Below are 17,839 nucleotides of genomic sequence, written 5' to 3'. Positions count from 1 at the left end.
CACTTTTTGGAAGAGAACCGGATGTGGTATCGAACAAATTGTGCTCAAAGGAGGCAATTTTTTAATATTGAAGGTATTAAAAGACGGTTAAAATGAGTGTTTTAGAATTTTTGAAGATAATAATTTTAATTAAGAAAGGAGATGGAATTCTATTAGCAATTTTAGTACCTTGCAGAGCATGAAAATTGCCCTACTTCTTCCACCTGAGAAAGGAAGAATTATTTCACTAAAACCTACTTTCCCTTTAGGTATAGGGTATATTAAGGCTTTGTGTGAGAGAAATAGAATTCATTGTGATTTATTTGATTTTTCAGCTACTGAACTAACTACAGAGAAACTAATAATGAAATATGATCTAAAAGCTTATGATATCATAGGAATATCAAGTTATTCATTAATTTTTGATCAAACAGCATTATTTATCGATCAATTAAAAGATCGGAATAATATAATAATTGTAGGAGGACATCACGCCTCTCTAGCGGGAGATAAAATTTTAAAAGATTTTCCAAAAGTTGATTTTGCTATAAGGGGATTAGGTGAATATTCTTTTTTGTTTTTTGTCATCAATTTTGGTACTTCGCGTATGTATAAAACACCGGGATTAATTTATAGAGATAATCATAATATTATTAAAGAGAATTCAACCTACAATGTAAAATTTGACTTAGATAAAATCCCATTTGGAAATAGAGAGGATATAATTTATGATTTTAACAATAAAAAATTAATAGATGTTTCACAAAAGGTTTTAACGATTTGTTCAAGTCGAGGTTGTCCTTATAATTGCTCTTATTGTGTAAATTGTAAAAGCAATTATTGGTTAGCACGCTCTGTAGAAAACGTTTTGGCTGAATGTAAGTTAGAGTTTGGAAAATTAAAATATAGATGTGTGAGTTTTATTGATGATAATTTTTTTGTAAATCCATTAAGAGCTAAAAGAATAATTGAAGAACTAAGGAAACTATATCCGAACATAGAAATTAGTTTTCAAACGAGAAGTGATCAAATAGTTAATAATAAAACAACTATAATAGAGCTGGCAAATAGTGGGAAGCTTCATATTAGTTTAGGTATAGAATCAAATAGCAACGAGGTCTTGAAGCGTTATAATAAACAAACTGATAACAAAATAAACCAAAAAGCTATTGATATTCTAAGAAGTTGTAATATTGACATAAGCGTTTTTATAATCATGTTTGAGGCATTGGAATCTCTTAGAGATATTCGAATTTCGTTTGATTTTTTGAAAAATAACAATCTTTGCAATTATGATACAAGAGAAAATTTATATCAAACATTAATACCTTTTTATGGTACTACTTATTATAATAAATATCATCAATTTTATGAAGGTAGCATACATGGTAAAAGTGTGCCTAAATTCGTAAATAGTGACGTATCGAGTTTATATCATGCTATGTGTCAGTTTCAAAATGAATATGATGTATCTCTTAGTTCACTCGTACTTTCAATAAGCGAAAAAGAACCTAATTCTGGAGAAAATAGATTAGATCTATTTTTCTTTATACATATAGAGTATGCGGTATTTGAATACTTTTTAACAATGAGCGAAAAATTTGGGGTGTGTTCATATGATGAATTTAAAAAAAGTAAGTTATGTAAATTATTAGATAATAAGATCAAAAAATATTACCGACATATTAATTATAATTGATTTTAAGGAAGGGAACATAAATTGAGAAAAATTAAAATGGTTTTTGTTAGACCACCATTTGAAGGAATGGAAACTTATAAACCTCCACACTTAGGGATAGCGATGTTATTTTCTTATATTAATAAAGTTTTTGGCAATTCAGTAAAGTGCTTTTTGCTTGATGCGTTGCCTGACGAATTATCTACTGATGAAATTTCAAAAAGAATTTGTGAAATAAGACCAGATGCATTAGCTATAACAGTAAAAACAATGCAAGTAGTTCAATCTTTAGATATTATTCAAAAAATCAAAAAGAATATTTCTCCAATAATTATTTGTGGTGGGAATCATGTAAGTGTCGATCCTGAACTGTTTATAAAATGTGGCGCCGATTTTTCCGTCATCGGTGAAGGCGAGGAAGCATTAGAAATAATACTGAAAAAAGTCTTTTTTGAATGCAAAAATCTGGAGTACCCTCCTAATATCGTTATGAACTCCAAATATGATCAAGCTGAAAGAGAAAATATAAAAAAATGTATATATCTTTCAGATGATGTTGACAAATATGGAATTCCTAATTGGGAAATTTTTGATTTAACACGATACAATGAGAATATCCACATTAATAAAGCTTCACATGCTTTACCAATCATAGCTTCCAGAGGTTGCCTGTATAAATGTGATTTTTGTTCCACCCATCTAACTTGGGGTACGACGGTTAGGTATAGATCACCACATTTAGTGTTTAACGAAATTAAGAAAGAAATTGAAAAATATAACATTTCTGATTATCACTTTTATGATGATAACTTATTATTTAGCGATACATGGATGGATGAATTCCTTTGGCTAATTGAGAAAGAAAGGCTAAAGTTCAATTGGATATGTTTATCAAGGCCTGAAATCATTTGCAAAAATAGGCATCTTTTAGAAAGAATGAAAAAATGTGGTTGTAAAGGATTTGAATTAGGCTTTGAAACTCAAAATGAGGATTTATATAATAATATGAATAAAAAAAATAAAAAAACAGCTTTTATTGAAGCTTATAATTTGTTGAGTGAAAAAGAATTTGAAATGATTGAGTTTCTAATTATGTGTTTTTATGATGGAGAAACAATGAAAACTCTTTTTGAGACTTACGAATCCTTAAAAAAATATAAAAAGAAAAAATCTTTGTTTATTTATTCTCGTTACTTTGCAACACCTTTCTTAGGTACAAAATTCAATGAGAACTTATGTGAGAAAGGAGTGATTTTAAGTAATAATCTCGAATACAAACATGCTATTTTTTTGAATTTTATTCCTTATAGCTTTTTGAATAGTTCCTTAGAAAATTTTAGGGTGAATGGTAAGACGCTAGCAATACAACTTTTATTTTCTCAAATTGATTATGTGATTCATAAAAATGAAGTTGCCACTTTATTGGACAAGATAAATACAGAAAAATTTGCTAAGATTTTTAACGAGGTGGCGGAAAATAGAGGCATTATACAAGATCTTTGCGATAGAATTTTATGTATCAATAATTATACTTGTTGTTTAGAAAGCATTTATGAATATGTAGGAAGAATGATTGAATTTGCTGTTGCTAAAGGAGCTATTAAATACAAAAATGAAAATCCTATTTTGTAATTCAAACAGTTTCCCTCCTTATCAATTATCGGGCGCAGAAGAAACAATGAATGATTTTTTGGAGTTTTTGGCGATGTTGGGCTACAATGTGTTAACTATTAATTGTAATGAAAGGTATTATTTGTATACTAAGCAATATGAAAAAATTATAAAAGGAAAATACGAAGAAGTGAATGATGTCTTTGGAAGATGCTTTTCCCCTAATAGAGAAAATTTTTATTATTATGCTTTGCCACTTATTAATAAATATAAACCAGATATTATATTTTCTCAATTAAACGGATTATATGAATTAAGTAGATATGCGGTAGAAAAAGGATGTAAAATTATTTATTTTTTTCACAGTCACTTTTCTTCAGAAAATATGATAATTTCAAATAATGAGTTCGATGTACTTCGGTCAAATACTGTTTCAAGAATTATATGCATTTCAAATGACATTCGTAACCGTTTACCTAGTGAGCTTCAATCAAAAACAACAGTTGTTTATCCTTTATTTCCTCAACAAAAATATAAATCTTTATCTGTAAAATATAAAAAAAAGCGAATACTTTTTTTTAATCCTATCAAAGTTAAGGGCATAGAAATAATATTATCTCTTGCCAAGATTTTCAAAAATGAAGAGTTTGTTATTTATGAAACTTGGGGACCTGCACCTTTGAAATATCAACAAGAAATTGATAGCATTCCTAATATTACATTAAAACAAAGACAACAAGATATAAAAAAGATATATGAAACTGGCAAAATTTATCTCCTCCCTTCTTTGTGTAAGGAAGGTTTTGGAAGAGGAATAGTAGAAGCTAATATAAATTCAATACCGATTTTAGCTAGTCATATTGGAGGTATACCAGAAGCAGCTGGCAATGAACAAATGACTGTAGAAAATCCCGAAGATATTCAAGAATGGTTAGAAAAAGTAAAATTGCTATTATATGATCCAAGTAAATACTCATATTATAAAGAAAAGGCTTTACAAAATTCCAAACGATTTGAAACTACCAATTTGGTTGAAGTACTTGAGCAGAGTTAATTGCAAAGAGTACAATATGTAAGGTTTTCTTGTGCCGAAAAGAGTTGCTACAGAAAAAATAAGGAAATAACATCTGAAATAAGTTCATAGGGAAAAACGTTGTATAATATATCTAAGTTTGAATAAAAACCGAAAAAGGGGTGGTTCTATGCTGAATATGAATATATTATGTATACTAATAGCAAATATTCGAAAGTCGGCTATCCCTTCGGTTTGTAAAAATAGACCTTTCTAAAAAGGTGAGTCTCTTTTTAAGATCCGATGGGATATAAAAAGTTACTCAATTGCTTATACACGCACTTTTTAGGAGGTCTAAAAGTTGAAAGAATTATTTCACAACAGGAATTATATGTTCTATTGGTTTAGCAGTGCTTTTACTATGGCAGCAAGCAACATTGTTCAATTTATGCTTTCATTGTATGTTTTGGATACAACAGGTTCTGCTACTCTTTTTGCAACTATGCTATCCATAACTATCTTTCCAAGATTGTTATTTTCCCCCATTGCAGGAGTTTTTGGGGATCGTTTCGACAGAAGAAACTGGATGTTTTTTTTAGGGCTTTGTTCAGGAGTCACAATAGCCTTATTTGGAATACTTCATGAATCAGGAATTATTTTAACTATTTGGATAATCTATGTATTAGTCATATTATTGGAAACATTTGAAACATTTTATAGTAGCTCATCCGTTGGAATAATACCCCTTATAGTAAAAAAAGAAGAAATAGGTGTGGCAACCTCTTTTGCAGATATTGATGAAGGGATAGTGGGGATTATTGGTCCTCTTTTAGCAGCAACGTTCTATGCCACCATTGGAGTAGGTGTAGGACTAATAATGGCAGGCGTTATATCATTCCTCGGATCTGTGCTTCTTCTTTTTATGCATACTCAGGATATTAAAGATGGTGAAGAAAACGTTAAAAATACAATTTGGAAAGATTTTTTAGATGGGGTTAACCTTGTAAAAAAAGAACCATTCTTAAGAAAATTAGTAATCCTCGCTCCACTGACAAACTTTTTCCTCACCTCCGCTTTCAACATAAGCTTAGTGTTTTTTTTAAGAAATAAATTGAATGTCTCTGATATAGTATTTGGTGGTTACGAGGCTATTTTATCGGTGATGGTTTTAATAGCTCCATTTATAGCCATGAAATTACTAAAAAAAGAAGACGCCGCTAATTTATTACCTCCCTTAATCTTCGGAATTACTATTGGTTTTACAGTCTTAGCCACCATTGTCATTTTCAATTACTTTCAAATTCTCGGTCAACTTTCAACAATAATTATCTTATGCATAGCTAGCGGTATAATTGTTGCCATAATAGAAATTATGAATATCGCATCATCAGTTATGTTTAAAACATTAGTCTCAATTAAATTTTTAGGAAGGGTTATCTCCATAGTCAATCTTCTTGCTACTATCTCTATTCCTCTTGGACAGATGATATATGGAATTATGAATGATTTTTATCCTATTTACTGGACATTAATATTATCAGCAGGAGGATTTTTCTTAATGTACTTTTTATCAGCCTCTATTTTAAAAGACATAGCAAAACCAAAAGAATGAATTTGTAATAAGGAGGATTTTTAATGGTTGAAGAAATAATGAAGAAATATGGTTATTTTAATTTTTTTAGAGATAGTCCAATTAATGATAATATTGGTAGAATCACCTTTGTCAGTAAAGAAAATTATCTTGTTATGACACCAAAGGGTGAATTGATTGGGAAACTTAAAGGGAGATACAGCTATGAAATTGAAGATGCAAAAGAATTCCCATATGTGGGAGATTGGGTTTCTATTCAATATACAGGTAATGAAAAAGAAGTTTTAATTGATCACCTTTTTCGAAGAAAAAATAGGATCTCCAGGAAAATGAGGGGTAAACAATTTTCAGAACAAATTATTGCCTGTAACGTGGATTATATAATTTTTTGTATGTCAACTGATGAGAATTTTAGCTTACGATTATTGGAAAAATATCTATATGCTTTCTCTTGCCCAAATTCTAAGAGCCTTCTTGTGCTTACGAAGAAAGACCTTGCAGAAAATGTTGAAAAGAATATTAAAAAAATAAAGGAACTTTATCCTAATCTTGAAGTGATAGCAACAAGTATCTACGAAGATTCTAGCATAAAATTACTTCTTCCTTACTTACTTGAAGGAACTACTTCCGTAATTATAGGTTCATCCGGTGTTGGTAAATCAACCTTAATCAATCACATTGCTGGTAAAGAGATATTCAAAACAAGAGAAATTAGTAAAAAAACTCAAAGAGGCAAACATACTACAACCTTCAGAAAACTTATTTATCTCGGAGAAGGATTAGGATGTATAATAGATACCCCTGGCTTAAGTTCGGTTTCTTTATGGAGTAGTTACAATTCAAACAGCGCTTTTTCAGACATCGAAGAATTGAGTTTACATTGCAAATTTAGGAATTGCACCCACACAGTTGAAAAAGGATGTGCTGTATTAAAAGGGGTAAAAGACGGAATAATAAGTGAGGATAGATATAAAAATTTCATTAAGTTAAAACGAGAAGAGAATTTTATGAAAAGTAAGATAGACTTCAACATCAATAAGAAAAGAAATAAAGAAATAGAAGAGCGAGAAAAAATGAAAAAGAGCAAAAAGAGAAAATAAAAATTTATTCAAGCAGAGGAAAGGAGGTGACATATTTTTGATAAACATTCTTATCTTTTCTCCCCATCCAGACGATGCAGAAATTTCCATCGGTGGTTTTATTTTACTTCATGCTAATGAATATAAAATTAAAATCATCAATTTGAGTGCTGGGGAGCATTCAAGTAACGGCGATAAAATTGAAAGACTTAAAGAATCTAAATTTGTGGAAAATAGGTATAAAAATATTAGTACAAAATGTCTATTTTTTGAAGATGCTAATATTCAACATACCGTTATTGATCAACAAAAGAGAATTATTCGGATTATACGAGAGTATACTCCGGGCGTTATTTTAACTTCTCATTATACTGATGAACATCCTGACCATTTTGAGTCTTATTTGTTAGTAAAAAATGCGACATATAAGGCTGGATTAAACATATATCCTGAGCTGGGCGAACAGCATACGTGTAAATATCTCTTTTTTTATTCTCAAAACTTGTATAATGGAAAGGGATCAATGTTTATAGATATATCTTCAGTAATTGAAGAGAAATTGAATATTTTGTCTAAATATAGAAGTCAACTTATTCAAGATAATTCTCGCGTTAAGACATATTCCAACACTCGAATTTTTCAAAAAGTTCTTGCTAAAGATAAATATTGTGGATCATTAATAAATACTGATTACGCAGAAGAAATAATTTCCTATAAAAAAATTACCATAAAAAATATATTTGATATTGTTTTCTAATCTAAACAAGCTTTTATTTGCACTTACTAAACGAAAAGTGGTTCTTTCCATCAACGATTGACTTGATTAGCCTCTGGTAATATAATTGATGAAAATCACTTAAAAGAGGATGAGGGGAATGGAAGAAATAGTTAAGTTGTTGGATGAGAACTTAGAATACGTTAAACATGAGGTATCAGGAGATAGAATAACGATTTGGGTGAAATCAACTAAAAAAGAAGTAACCTGTCCGTATTGTGGGAAGCCATCCAAAAAAGTACATTCAAGGTATGAAAGAAGCTTTCAAGATTTACCGATACAAGGTAAAAAAAACAACGATAGTTGTAATAAGAAGAAAGATGTTCTGTGAAAACAAAGAGTGTAAGAAAAAGACGTTTGCTGAACCTCTTGACTTTGTGGAGCCAAAATTCAAAAGAACGAAAAGGTTGGAAAGAGATATGCAAGCGGTTAGAAATGCTATCATATATGAATACAACAATTGACTAGCAGAAGGTTCTGTGAATGAAGTAAAAGTTATCAAAAGGATAATGTATGGAAGAAACAAATTTGAGATGTTGAGACAGAAAGATCTTTTTCTTGAGGATAATGGGTAGGGTTCAACAATCAGTGGAAAGAACCAGTATGTTAGTTAGTGTAGCTTTGTGAATATATACAAAATGATATAAATATACAATGTATATAAAATGGATTCCTGGATAAAGAGGAAAAATTAAATTTTCATCTTAAATGAAGGTAAAATTTTTTATCTAACACGTCCTAAAGAAAAGGGTCTTCGTAAAACGCTTAATTTTGAGAATTAAATTTAATATATTAGTTTTCATATTTATTTAAAATTTCAAAGGCTCTCAGGCCTTCTTACAAAGAGGTAATGTGTAATTAGCATAGATAAAGGTTTTTAGAGGTTAAAATTAGTAACTTTAGATTGTTTAATTCACTATGTCGGAAAACTTAGGTTTTCCGACAGAGATTATTAAAAAATATAACTTTTCGATTATTTTTTAATAATGTATTTGTAGAAAATCTTTTGAAAAAAGAAAATTTTTCAAAAGATGAGAAGCTACGTTAAAAGCTGTTTTTATTTTACCTCTTTATATTTTTCACTAAGACGATTCTACACCTTTCAGTATTTTCTATGAGGTGCCATTATTTTTCGTCCTGAGACGAATATCGAAGAGATGGTAACACGTGCAAGTACGCTAAGAATGCCCCGGATTGCGACGATCAATTAGTTGTTGCAGTATTTCCTCTCTTTCTCGCTTCCAGATCTCTTTTGGCGCCTTCTTAAACCACTTCTTAAAATTTTCGTAACCGCTATTCTCGTAGATTTGACTTGCATCAGTGGTCCACAAACGACCATGTCGCGAGTAATATACGCCAACTTGCTTAATTCTCGGAAAATAATCCATTTCTTCTTTAGCCAAATCCGCTAAAGCGCAGTATCCAACTAGTTGCCGCCAGTAACGAATGTCTAATTTCAGATACTTAGTAGTTTTAATATCGATCAGCGTATCATCCATTATTATATCGCAATCAGCTCCGCCCACTAGCGATGACGCTTCCCCGAAAGTGGGATTGAGTAGATACCTGTTAGCTTTCGCGAACTCTTCTTTTGGAATAACTTCTACCAGCTTCTTTAGGTCCTCGATATCTCCATTCTCGTATTTCCCTAAGGTCCCACGAACTCCACCACCTCGATAAATTCCATCGATTTTCGCCAAATCTATTGATGCTTCAATTAATTTATCAGAAAGATCACCGCTTTGTATATATCTTTTATACTCGAATTCAGCTCTAGCAATAGACTCACAAACTTTTTTAAACAAAGCAGGTTGGGTGGAAACCCATTCCAATTCAATTTCATTAGATAATTATTGGACCAATTCCGCTAGGTTTTCATAGACTTTCCCTTCTTTTATGTCTGATACAGTGTTAATAGAAAACGGAGAGGGCCAGCATTTAGGATCCTCCGTCTCTTTAATAATTTCCATAAATTCACGGTCTAGAGCTTTAACAAAATCCATTTTTTTGTAGAGAAAAGTATGATCTTTTTTCTCTATTTCGAAAAATTTGAAAAACGATTCTTTAATAAGTGATAGTAGCGATTGATGAGCAATCCATATTCCCGTTTCCACATTTTCGTTATTTGCTTCCAACCAAAAACGGAAAAGATAATCAAAAGCAGTCCCAACAAGTGTATAATTTTTTGTTCTAGGTGGTGCTACTATTCTCCCTTCTGTTATTCCTAAAGAAGGTTTCGGAAAATTTTCATCTATTTTCTTTCGGACCTCGTTTTTCTCCACAAAGGTAGTTAAGCTCATGAGTAATCCTCCCACTAGATCATATTAAATGTCTGTGAAAAAGATTGGTTAGATCATAATTTGATGTCTTTGATTCGTGTTCTTTCCTTAAATTATACCAGGTTATTTTATCCTTTGTTCATATGTCATTTTATCTTCCCACATTTTTTGGGAAAGAACCAAGTTTTTATAAATGATCTAGGTATAAAAAAGCGAGATATAACTTTTATAATATGGATAAGACACAAATAATTCTCAAAGCTAATCGGTGATATATAAAGAAGTAACAACTAAAAAATTGTAGCAAATTAGCGGAACTGATAATACCCATACTTTCAATGACACTAACTAATAAACGCCTTAAGGAAGTGGGGTTAATTTCGATCATGGAAACGTATAACCTAAAACTTCAATTCTGTTGAACTGCCGTATACCGATGGGTACGTAGGGTGGTGTGAGAAGGCGGTAGATAAATTAATTATCTACCTCCTACCCGATGTTTTGTGACTTCAGATCAGAATTAAATTATGGTAAGAAAATGGAAAATAATATTATAAAAGAAAAAACTGATTACATAAACACCAAATTCCAAAGTTGATATGTAGCGTCATGTCCCACTCTTCGGGGATTTGTTGGATCACTTATGTCTACTATCACCAAACCATTATCCCCATTTGCAACATATGCGTAATCACCTTTTACATAAACACCATATGCCGCAAGTGGTGTGCCGTAATGTCCCACTCTTCGAGGATTTGTTGGATCACTTATGTCTACTATCACCAAACCATTATCCCCATTTGCCACATATGCGTAATCACCTTTTACATAAATACCACATGCATCAGCTAGTATGTTGTAATGCCCCACTCCTTTAGGATTTGTTGGATCACTTATGTCTACAATCACCAAGCCATTCCTACCCTCTGCCACATATGCGTAATCACCTTTTACAAAAACCTCATATGCCCAATACGGTGTGTCGTAATGCCCCTCTCCTTTAGGATTTGTTGGATCACTTATGTCCACTATTACCAAGCCTTTCAAACCATCTGCTACATATGCGTAATTATCTTTTACATAAACCTCACCTGCCAAACCTGCTGTGTCGTAATGCCCCACTCCTTTAGGATTTGTTGGATAACTTATGTCTACTATTACCAAGCCATTTCCATAATCTGCTACATATGCGTAATTATCTTTTACAAAAACACCACTTGCGGCATATGGTAAGTCGTAATGAGCCACTTCTTGCGGACTAGATGGTAGACTTACATCTATTATCAATAAACTAGCTGATAAACTACCTGCTGTTACAACGTATGCGTTGTTATCTTTTACAAATACATCATGTGCTTCCCACATAGTTTCCAAATGCGACAAATGCTTTGGATTTGTTGGATCTCTTACATCAAATATGTCTATCCCTTCTACTCCTGTCGCAACTATTATATCTTCTGATTCTTCCTCAGCTACTTGTGGTGACGTTGACAACATAAGTAGCATACCTATCAAAATTGCTAATAAAAATGCTCCTGCCTTTTCCATCTCTTCTTACCCCCTTTTCTGAGTTATAATTTTTCTTTTAGAATCCTATTTCCAAATTCAAACTTGCGGATAATCCCTCGAATCTGTAATAGTCCTAAAAGTTCGCACGTGCTACACCATTGATCCCTCCATGCAGTTCCAACACATTGATGTTCATTCCTAAACCTAAAGAAGAGAGTTTCATTTATATCCGCCTCGATCAAACTAATAAGCTAAAATTAGCAGATCTCGATAAAAAACCATTGAAATTATAAAAAGAATCAAGGAATAATTTCTAATAAATTCACTGCTTTTTCATTAATCATTGGAAAAATTTGAATCATTAGTTTATTGTTGATCTGTTTTGTTATATATTAATTTTCAAAGATCATATATACATTATAAATCTTATTTTACGTTATAGATAAATTATATATTAAATCTATTTATATTCAACAAAAATAACTATTTTAATAGTAAATAAGTTATAATCTTGTAAGAAGTATTATATAGTGTAAAACTAAATATATAATATATAACAAAAATACTTTTTGGTTCTCTTTCAAAAAATGTTAGAAAAATTCTAACACTCTTATCAAGAAAGATAAAACCAGCCTCTATGAATTGATGGAATATCAATATCTTGACACAGTTCAAGCCAATGGTTTGGTACTTGAGTTTGAATAGATATTCGATTACAAGAAACTTTCTTATGCAACAAAGTATTTTCTGTTTTTCTTTATTGCAATGGGTAAACTTAATTTAACTCCAATTTAATTATCCAATATTTTAGTGATAGAACCAACAAAATTTACCTTCTCCTTCTTGAAAATATTAAACATTTCACCTTTGTCATTATCATCTTTGCATGGATTAGAAATTTTTCCATCAAAAAATAACTGGTATAGAAGTAACCAATACTTATCTAAAAGGAAAAGATTGTTTTTATCTAACCTATTACAAAAACCACTATTTTATCATCATATTGATTTGACAAGTAAAGAGGTAAGATAGCAATGCAATCTTCAGATTTGATTACTTTTTCTGATATTTCTTTAGGTATGGATTGGGATAGTTTGTTTAAGTAATAAAACACCCATGTCATTGCATCAGAACGTCTGTTCATTGCGTGTACTTCAAGTATATTCAATAATTGTTTAGTGATTAAATTTGAATCTACTGAGCTAAAATTTATTTTATCAAACAAAGTATCCAATAGCGGTATAAGAATTTGATATGTTATACATAAATTTAATGTGTATTGAAGAAGTAAATTGGCAGTTTCATTTTTAACATTAGAGATAATAGATTTAATACCATATTTGAGTACGCTACCATCTGGAGTGTTAGCTTGTTTATTTAATGCGTACTCTAAAAATCGGATCATTTTTGTATAGGTAATATTATCTTTGTCAAGCATATGCGTTGTTAGATCTATTATTCATTCAGATGAAGATAGGAATGGAAATTGCTTAATAGAAGTTTTTTGAATGTTTAATAATAATTTGTACTTTGCTAATTCTTCCGATAGTCTTCGAATAAATTCTTCTGCTGTTTCTTAGGTATTGAAATATGCGGTGTAGTCGTCAATAAATCTCATAAATACAAATCTTTCATCTTTTAATGTTTTATCAATTCTTACTAAAATCAATTCTGAAATAATATTGGATGATGCCGGTCCGTGGGAATTCCGTTGGTTTCATTTCTTTTTATAAGTCTTTGATACTTGTCAATTTCATAGAACCATTCCTTGGAATCATTATTTTTTTTCGCAGTCTCAAATCCAACTAATGTCCAGGGAATTGAATGTGAGTAAATACTCGGTAAAAGTTGGAAATATCAGTATTTACATAAAATTTTTTATTAAATGAAAGTTCAACGTGCCGTTCAATATTGTTTTTAATATTTTCATAATCCATTATGATAATCCGACTATCTTTATGTGATTTAGGAATGATCAAAATGTTTTTTGTTTGCGTAATATATTCCAAATCTTCCTAATTATCAAGCAATAAATGACATAGCTTTGCGTAAGGAAAGGGATGTGGTATAGATAAAGGTCTTGGTACATTATTATATCTTGTCAGTTTATACTCAACTTGATTATAACCTTTTTTTCTATATGGTAACCTTATCAGTTTTTCTGAAATTTCAGGAGTTAAATTTTTCGATTCAGTATAGATGGAAGTTCTTCTTTACCAATCTTCTGTGGGGGAAAGTAATTATACTGAAGAAATGATGTTAGTAAAAATTTCTCATTCAAACTCATTTAGTAGTAACACCCCCATGGTTTTCATAATGCAACATTTTTCTTTCTAAATTTGCAAGTATTTCGCCTAACGTTTCCGGATAGGAAAGGTTGCCGAAGGAAATTCGGGTGAACGAAGTAAACCGTATATGTTGCGTTAGGCAACCCAAAGGGCGAGCCATGATGGTTGGCGAATTAAAGATCCCTTAATAGTTTCTTTTCAACATAATCTATGCCTTTTCTGGTAATTATGTTTTCTTTTTTCTTGCGGTGGATATTAGCATTATTATCTAACCGACTTAAAACAGTTGTAATATGAGAAGGTGACTTAGTTTTTATCCATTTTTTAAGATCACTGGTTGAAACATAATCAGGATACTTTTTGTAAAGAATTACCAAAATTTTATCAGGTACGGTTAAATTTGGACTTAAAACTTTAATATCTCCTCCAAATTCTTCTATAATAGGTACTCTTCTTTCGACAATTGAACTTATGATTTTTTGTGCTTCGGTTGGATCAGTGGAGTAATATAATCTTACAAATTCTGCCATAATCCAGTCACATGCTGAAACAACAAAAGTAGCATCCATAAGATTTGGAGTTATCTCTCCTATGTGTGCTACTCCGCGTTTGCTTCTAATGTCATAAGTGGCTCGAAGAATCCGAGGAATATGAATTCTTATTGAATCAGGGAATTGACCCTTAGGCAGCTGTTCAAGTTTTTTTGAAAGGGTATTTAAAGAAACAGTTTTATCAAATGAAGTGTAACTTCCCTTGGTAATATCTTCAAGAATCCGCATCACTACTTCTCCAAACTTAGCACAGTTCAACTGGCTTGGCTCATATTGACTAAGGAAAAATTTTTGTTTTAATTTTTTATAATGTTCTAATAAATGTTCAACCAGGTCTGGGTCAATTTTACTAGAAAGTATCTTCTTTATATTGTCCGTCATTCTTCACCTTTTCGAGGTAATACTTTTTCTACAAATTCTTCGCCTGAAAGAGTTAACTTATAGTAACTATTTTCAGACCCAATAGTTAACAATGCCTTTTTTACGCCGTTCTGTACATTTTGTGATGTATTTTTTGGTTTACGGATTCTTACCTCATCATAACAAGCGGTAATATCCTTTGTTTTAAATTCTTCTTTCTTTTTTCTCTTTGTCAACCAATAAGCAAAAACAAGAACAGTTTCGTTATGATCTTTTGGTTGTTTCTGCTTATAGAATTCAACTAATGATAGCTTTTCTAACTCATTCTCTGTTGAGATTTCTGGAGTGGATGAGTTCTCTTTAGGTGGCGACTCTTTAGCAAACTTTAGCACCTCTTCCTTTAATTCTTTAATGTGTTTTTCTACAAACTCCTTATCTCCCTCGGCTTCAATTTCGACCTCACCGTTTTTAATCCTGACCCTGTAGTTTTGTTCACTCATTATAAGACCTCCTTTAAAGGAACGTATACTATCTTCTATGATATTTGATTATACAATATAAGAACCATTTTATTTAAAAGCGGATCTTCAAACAATACTAAAGTGGGGGTGAAAAAATATGTATTTTGTAGGTATTGACATCTCTAAAAACTCTTTTCATTACTACGTCTCCAATTCAGATAGGACCAAAATCGTTAGCGGTAAACTCAAACAGAACATGAGTGGCTTCACAACTTTCGACAAGATCCTTAAGAAGTTCAACAAAAGAAAGATTATAATTGGAATCTTTTCAATCCACTATCTTTACCAAGAGTTTAATGAATTTATTGCATAATTTCCCTTCTGCAAGGAAGATCGCTACAGCCAACAAAAAACAGCTTATTGATACGATGAAGATAGATAATCAATTGCATTTCGATAAAAATAAGTTGGACCAAATCATTACACTTTCTAAAAATTCAATAGCAAGTGGCAACGATGCGCATGAGTTAGCTCTTCAAAAAAGAATAGAATGTTGGTAGCTTTTGTTGGCATCGATCCTCATACAGAGAAATCAGGTCAAATGAAAAAAGGTTGGTTTATCAAAAGAAAAGGTAACAGGTACCTAAGAAAAGCTGTTTACATCGCTGCCATTGTCGCTATTCTAAACAATGAATACTTCAAGAATTATTACATGAAACTACGTACTCGAGGTAAATCACATACTGTTGCTGTGTTAGCTGTAGCGGGAAAATTGTTGAGAATAATATATTCACTTTTCTCAATGCAATCTATATGATCGATTGTTTCGTTGTTGATGATTTCAGTAATAAGATGGGAGCAACTGAGAAGTTCAATATTGCAGATAATCATTGAGTCTATATTGGTCCAAAAAGTTTTCACTTGCTACCCTAACTTCTCCATACAACTCCAACACATACATGTTCATTCCAAAACCTAAAGATGTTCTCAATAAATATATAGGAAATACCTCTACTACCTTCCATTCTCCCACTAGACCATAGTTGATACTTAAGGGATCTGTCAAAATCGCTTCTCAATAAGCGGTCCAGTCAATTTTATTCACACTCAACATTTTTTGTGTCTCATAAATAAAAACTACCCTTTGGTTCTTTTAATTCAATCTGTGTATCTTTTAACCTTAGGAAGTAACAATAATTAGTCTTTATTAATTTTCGGTTCAATTATACTACAAAAAAATTCACTTTGTTTAAAGATTTTTTATCTTTATTTTTTTATTGTGATTTTCAATGAAGTTAAAATCATCTGTTTTAGGTGGTTGTACCTATTCTTTCTTCTAAAAATCATCTCATGAGCGATATTTTATAGTATAATACGATCAATTGAAACTACTTAAGGCAATAAAAAAACCGAAGTAAAGTTTTTAAGGGAGGAGGAATTTCTTGAGTTTATCAAGAGTGTATGGACTTTTTCAGCTGTCTCAGCCAAAGGAATTGGACATCCTGCCCCGTTCCCTGTGGAACTTCCATATAGATTAATTCAACTTTACACTTATAAGGATGAGGTTGTTTTAGACCCTTTTATGGGAAGTGCACAAACCGCTATTGCATCAATTAAAACAGGAAGGCATTACGTTGGGTATGATATTGAAGAAGAGTATGTGAAACTATCAGAACAAATAATAAGAGAATTTTATTTAGATATAATATATTAGATGAAATGCTGCCCAAGGGGGGAAAATATAATGATAGACCCACGGTATCTTGAAGTTCTGCGCAAAATATACAATCGACTGAATAACACCAATGTGAACTGGGTAGTTACAGGAAGCCTCGGTTTTGCACTTCAAGGTATGCCTGTAGAGCCTAATGACATTGACATCCAGACTGATAAACAGGGAGCCTATGAGATTGAGCGTCATTTTTCTGATTTCGTAACCAAAAAAGTTAGGTTCTCTTCTGCAGAGAGGATTCGCTCGCACTTTGGGGAATTGATGATTGACGGAATAAAAGTAGAGATCATGGGAGACATTCAAAAGAGGCTTGAAGATGGGAATTGGGAGAGCCCCGTAGATTTGGAGCGTCACAAGCGGGTTATAGAGGTTGAAGGAATGCAAGTAGCTGTACTCTCTTTGGATTACGAATATCAAGCATATCTGAAGTTGGGTAGGATAGAGAAAGCAGAGATGTTGAGTAAATGGTTGAAAGGTAAAGATGAATTTTCGGGAAACTCATCTACTAACAGTTGATAAAAGGCGCCGTGATAGAACCTATTTTATCAAAAAGTTCCCCGTTAAGTTGGGGAACTTTTTAAGAGGTGACTTTAAACTTGTAATCTTATATTTGATCCAGTACTGAACTATGGCTATCAGATCTTACGTATATCCCAGTAGTTGAGATGGTTGTATGTCCAAGTATATATCGAACTTCCTCCAAATTTTTTCCCGAGTTCAAAAGTCTTTTTGCGCATGTATGCCTTAAAGCATGAGGTCCTGAGTTTGACAGTTACAAAAACGTAAGAATTCTAAAACAGGCATGAATAACTGCAAAAAAGCGTTTTTTGCTTTCTCTGTTTTTCAAAAGTGTCACTACATGCCTTTCTTTTCCTTTATTTATCAGTGTTTTAGTCTTACGCTTCACCTTGCTACCTTTCTAATCCTTTATTTT

19 protein-coding genes and 1 pseudogene are annotated in these 17,839 nt (G+C 31.6%); 12 read left to right on the top strand and 8 right to left on the bottom strand.

Annotated elements, in window-relative coordinates:
* Positions 1 to 178: 178 nt before the first annotated feature.
* The 7 genes from X925_RS08540 (at position 179) to X925_RS08510 (ending at position 8,056) form a co-directional block, all read left to right on the top strand.
* Positions 179 to 1,678, top strand: coding sequence for a radical SAM protein (locus tag X925_RS08540; RefSeq protein ID WP_123821463.1), 1,500 nt, complete (start codon positions 179 to 181; stop codon positions 1,676 to 1,678).
* 21 nt (positions 1,679 to 1,699) lie between these two features.
* Positions 1,700 to 3,289 (top strand): radical SAM protein, encoded by a 1,590-nt coding sequence (locus tag X925_RS08535; protein ID WP_103064848.1) that lies wholly within the window; start codon positions 1,700 to 1,702, stop codon positions 3,287 to 3,289.
* Positions 3,270 to 4,322 carry a glycosyltransferase family 4 protein gene (locus X925_RS08530; RefSeq protein ID WP_103064849.1) on the top strand — a complete coding sequence of 351 codons (1,053 nt, stop codon included), beginning with the start codon at positions 3,270 to 3,272 and terminating at the stop codon, positions 4,320 to 4,322. The genes X925_RS08535 and X925_RS08530 overlap by 20 nt, the downstream gene beginning before the upstream one ends.
* A 319-nt stretch (positions 4,323 to 4,641) precedes the next feature.
* A complete protein-coding gene (locus X925_RS08525; RefSeq protein ID WP_103067432.1) occupies positions 4,642 to 5,892 on the top strand; it encodes an MFS transporter in 1,251 nt (416 codons plus the stop codon).
* A 23-nt stretch (positions 5,893 to 5,915) separates the two neighbouring features.
* Positions 5,916 to 6,971, top strand: coding sequence for a ribosome small subunit-dependent GTPase A (rsgA, locus tag X925_RS08520; protein ID WP_103065772.1), 1,056 nt, complete (start codon positions 5,916 to 5,918; stop codon positions 6,969 to 6,971).
* Positions 6,972 to 7,008: 37 nt separating this feature from the next.
* On the top strand, positions 7,009 to 7,707 hold the full coding sequence (locus X925_RS08515) for a PIG-L deacetylase family protein (RefSeq protein WP_158245238.1): 699 nt from the start codon (positions 7,009 to 7,011) through the stop codon (positions 7,705 to 7,707).
* A gap of 118 nt (positions 7,708 to 7,825) precedes the next feature.
* Positions 7,826 to 8,056, top strand: a complete 231-nt coding sequence (locus X925_RS08510; protein ID WP_158245237.1) for a transposase family protein — start codon at positions 7,826 to 7,828, stop codon at positions 8,054 to 8,056.
* Between the two features lie 847 nt (positions 8,057 to 8,903).
* On the opposite strand, the gene X925_RS08505 is transcribed toward X925_RS08510, so the two are convergent.
* The 6 genes from X925_RS08505 to X925_RS08480 all read right to left on the bottom strand — a co-directional run bounded on the left by X925_RS08505 (position 8,904) and on the right by X925_RS08480 (position 15,212).
* Positions 8,904 to 9,557 carry a hypothetical protein gene (locus X925_RS08505; RefSeq protein WP_121959693.1) on the bottom strand — a complete coding sequence of 218 codons (654 nt, stop codon included), beginning with the start codon at positions 9,555 to 9,557 and terminating at the stop codon, positions 8,904 to 8,906.
* 18 nt (positions 9,558 to 9,575) lie between these two features.
* Complete coding sequence (locus tag X925_RS08500; protein WP_121959692.1) at positions 9,576 to 10,025, bottom strand: hypothetical protein; 450 nt, start codon at positions 10,023 to 10,025, stop codon at positions 9,576 to 9,578.
* 549 nt (positions 10,026 to 10,574) lie between these two features.
* Positions 10,575 to 11,552 carry an LVIVD repeat-containing protein gene (locus X925_RS08495; RefSeq protein ID WP_121959691.1) on the bottom strand — a complete coding sequence of 326 codons (978 nt, stop codon included), beginning with the start codon at positions 11,550 to 11,552 and terminating at the stop codon, positions 10,575 to 10,577.
* A gap of 928 nt (positions 11,553 to 12,480) precedes the next feature.
* Positions 12,481 to 12,657, bottom strand: coding sequence for a hypothetical protein (locus X925_RS10330; RefSeq protein WP_158245446.1), 177 nt, complete (start codon positions 12,655 to 12,657; stop codon positions 12,481 to 12,483).
* A 1,317-nt stretch (positions 12,658 to 13,974) separates the two neighbouring features.
* On the bottom strand, positions 13,975 to 14,733 hold the full coding sequence (locus X925_RS08485) for a hypothetical protein (RefSeq protein ID WP_121959689.1): 759 nt from the start codon (positions 14,731 to 14,733) through the stop codon (positions 13,975 to 13,977).
* Positions 14,730 to 15,212, bottom strand: coding sequence for a hypothetical protein (locus X925_RS08480; protein WP_121959688.1), 483 nt, complete (start codon positions 15,210 to 15,212; stop codon positions 14,730 to 14,732). The genes X925_RS08485 and X925_RS08480 overlap by 4 nt, the downstream gene beginning before the upstream one ends.
* 118 nt (positions 15,213 to 15,330) lie before the next feature.
* On the opposite strand from X925_RS08480, the gene X925_RS08475 reads away from it, so the two are divergent.
* The 3 genes from X925_RS08475 to X925_RS08465 are packed head-to-tail and all read left to right on the top strand — an operon-like array spanning position 15,331 to position 15,990.
* Positions 15,331 to 15,546, top strand: coding sequence for a hypothetical protein (locus X925_RS08475; RefSeq protein WP_121959687.1), 216 nt, complete (start codon positions 15,331 to 15,333; stop codon positions 15,544 to 15,546).
* Positions 15,539 to 15,733, top strand: coding sequence for a hypothetical protein (locus X925_RS08470; protein ID WP_233187768.1), 195 nt, complete (start codon positions 15,539 to 15,541; stop codon positions 15,731 to 15,733). The genes X925_RS08475 and X925_RS08470 overlap by 8 nt, the downstream gene beginning before the upstream one ends.
* Complete coding sequence (locus X925_RS08465; protein ID WP_121959685.1) at positions 15,724 to 15,990, top strand: transposase; 267 nt, start codon at positions 15,724 to 15,726, stop codon at positions 15,988 to 15,990. The genes X925_RS08470 and X925_RS08465 overlap by 10 nt, the downstream gene beginning before the upstream one ends.
* Positions 15,991 to 16,044: 54 nt before the next feature.
* Here the strand turns inward: X925_RS08465 and X925_RS08460 are convergent, their stop codons facing one another.
* Positions 16,045 to 16,239 carry a hypothetical protein gene (locus X925_RS08460; RefSeq protein WP_121959684.1) on the bottom strand — a complete coding sequence of 65 codons (195 nt, stop codon included), beginning with the start codon at positions 16,237 to 16,239 and terminating at the stop codon, positions 16,045 to 16,047.
* 375 nt (positions 16,240 to 16,614) lie between these two features.
* Between X925_RS08460 and X925_RS08455 the strand changes: the two are divergent.
* Together X925_RS08455 and X925_RS08450 are read left to right on the top strand one after the other, a co-directional pair.
* Positions 16,615 to 16,887 (top strand): annotated as a pseudogene (locus tag X925_RS08455) (DNA methyltransferase); the annotation flags it as partial.
* Positions 16,888 to 16,917: 30 nt separating this feature from the next.
* Positions 16,918 to 17,421, top strand: a complete 504-nt coding sequence (locus tag X925_RS08450) for a hypothetical protein (RefSeq protein ID WP_121959682.1) — start codon at positions 16,918 to 16,920, stop codon at positions 17,419 to 17,421.
* Between the two features lie 88 nt (positions 17,422 to 17,509).
* On the opposite strand, the gene X925_RS10640 is transcribed toward X925_RS08450, so the two are convergent.
* Positions 17,510 to 17,677 (bottom strand): tyrosine-type recombinase/integrase, encoded by a 168-nt coding sequence (locus X925_RS10640; RefSeq protein ID WP_121959681.1) that lies wholly within the window; start codon positions 17,675 to 17,677, stop codon positions 17,510 to 17,512.
* Positions 17,678 to 17,839: the final 162 nt, after the last annotated feature.

It is taken from the genome of Petrotoga sp. 9T1HF07.CasAA.8.2, from assembly GCF_002895585.1.
Lineage (GTDB): Bacteria > Thermotogota > Thermotogae > Petrotogales > Petrotogaceae > Petrotoga > Petrotoga mobilis.
Note: the sequence above shows the minus strand (reverse complement) of the source record. Positions and strands in the feature narration are given on the sequence as shown.

Coding starts and splice junctions, on each gene's coding strand:
- X925_RS08540 (WP_123821463.1), top strand. CDS start 179: ATGAAAATTGCCCTACTTCTTCCACCTGAGAAAGGAAGAATTATTTCA.
- X925_RS08530 (WP_103064849.1), top strand. CDS start 3,270: ATGAAAATCCTATTTTGTAATTCAAACAGTTTCCCTCCTTATCAATTA.
- rsgA (WP_103065772.1), top strand. CDS start 5,916: ATGGTTGAAGAAATAATGAAGAAATATGGTTATTTTAATTTTTTTAGA.
- X925_RS08510 (WP_158245237.1), top strand. CDS start 7,826: ATGGAAGAAATAGTTAAGTTGTTGGATGAGAACTTAGAATACGTTAAA.
- X925_RS08500 (WP_121959692.1), bottom strand. CDS start 10,025: ATGAGCTTAACTACCTTTGTGGAGAAAAACGAGGTCCGAAAGAAAATA.
- X925_RS08495 (WP_121959691.1), bottom strand. CDS start 11,552: ATGGAAAAGGCAGGAGCATTTTTATTAGCAATTTTGATAGGTATGCTA.
- X925_RS10330 (WP_158245446.1), bottom strand. CDS start 12,657: ATGAACAGACGTTCTGATGCAATGACATGGGTGTTTTATTACTTAAAC.
- X925_RS08485 (WP_121959689.1), bottom strand. CDS start 14,733: ATGACGGACAATATAAAGAAGATACTTTCTAGTAAAATTGACCCAGAC.
- X925_RS08480 (WP_121959688.1), bottom strand. CDS start 15,212: ATGAGTGAACAAAACTACAGGGTCAGGATTAAAAACGGTGAGGTCGAA.
- X925_RS08475 (WP_121959687.1), top strand. CDS start 15,331: ATGTATTTTGTAGGTATTGACATCTCTAAAAACTCTTTTCATTACTAC.
- X925_RS08465 (WP_121959685.1), top strand. CDS start 15,724: ATGTTGGTAGCTTTTGTTGGCATCGATCCTCATACAGAGAAATCAGGT.
- X925_RS08450 (WP_121959682.1), top strand. CDS start 16,918: ATGATAGACCCACGGTATCTTGAAGTTCTGCGCAAAATATACAATCGA.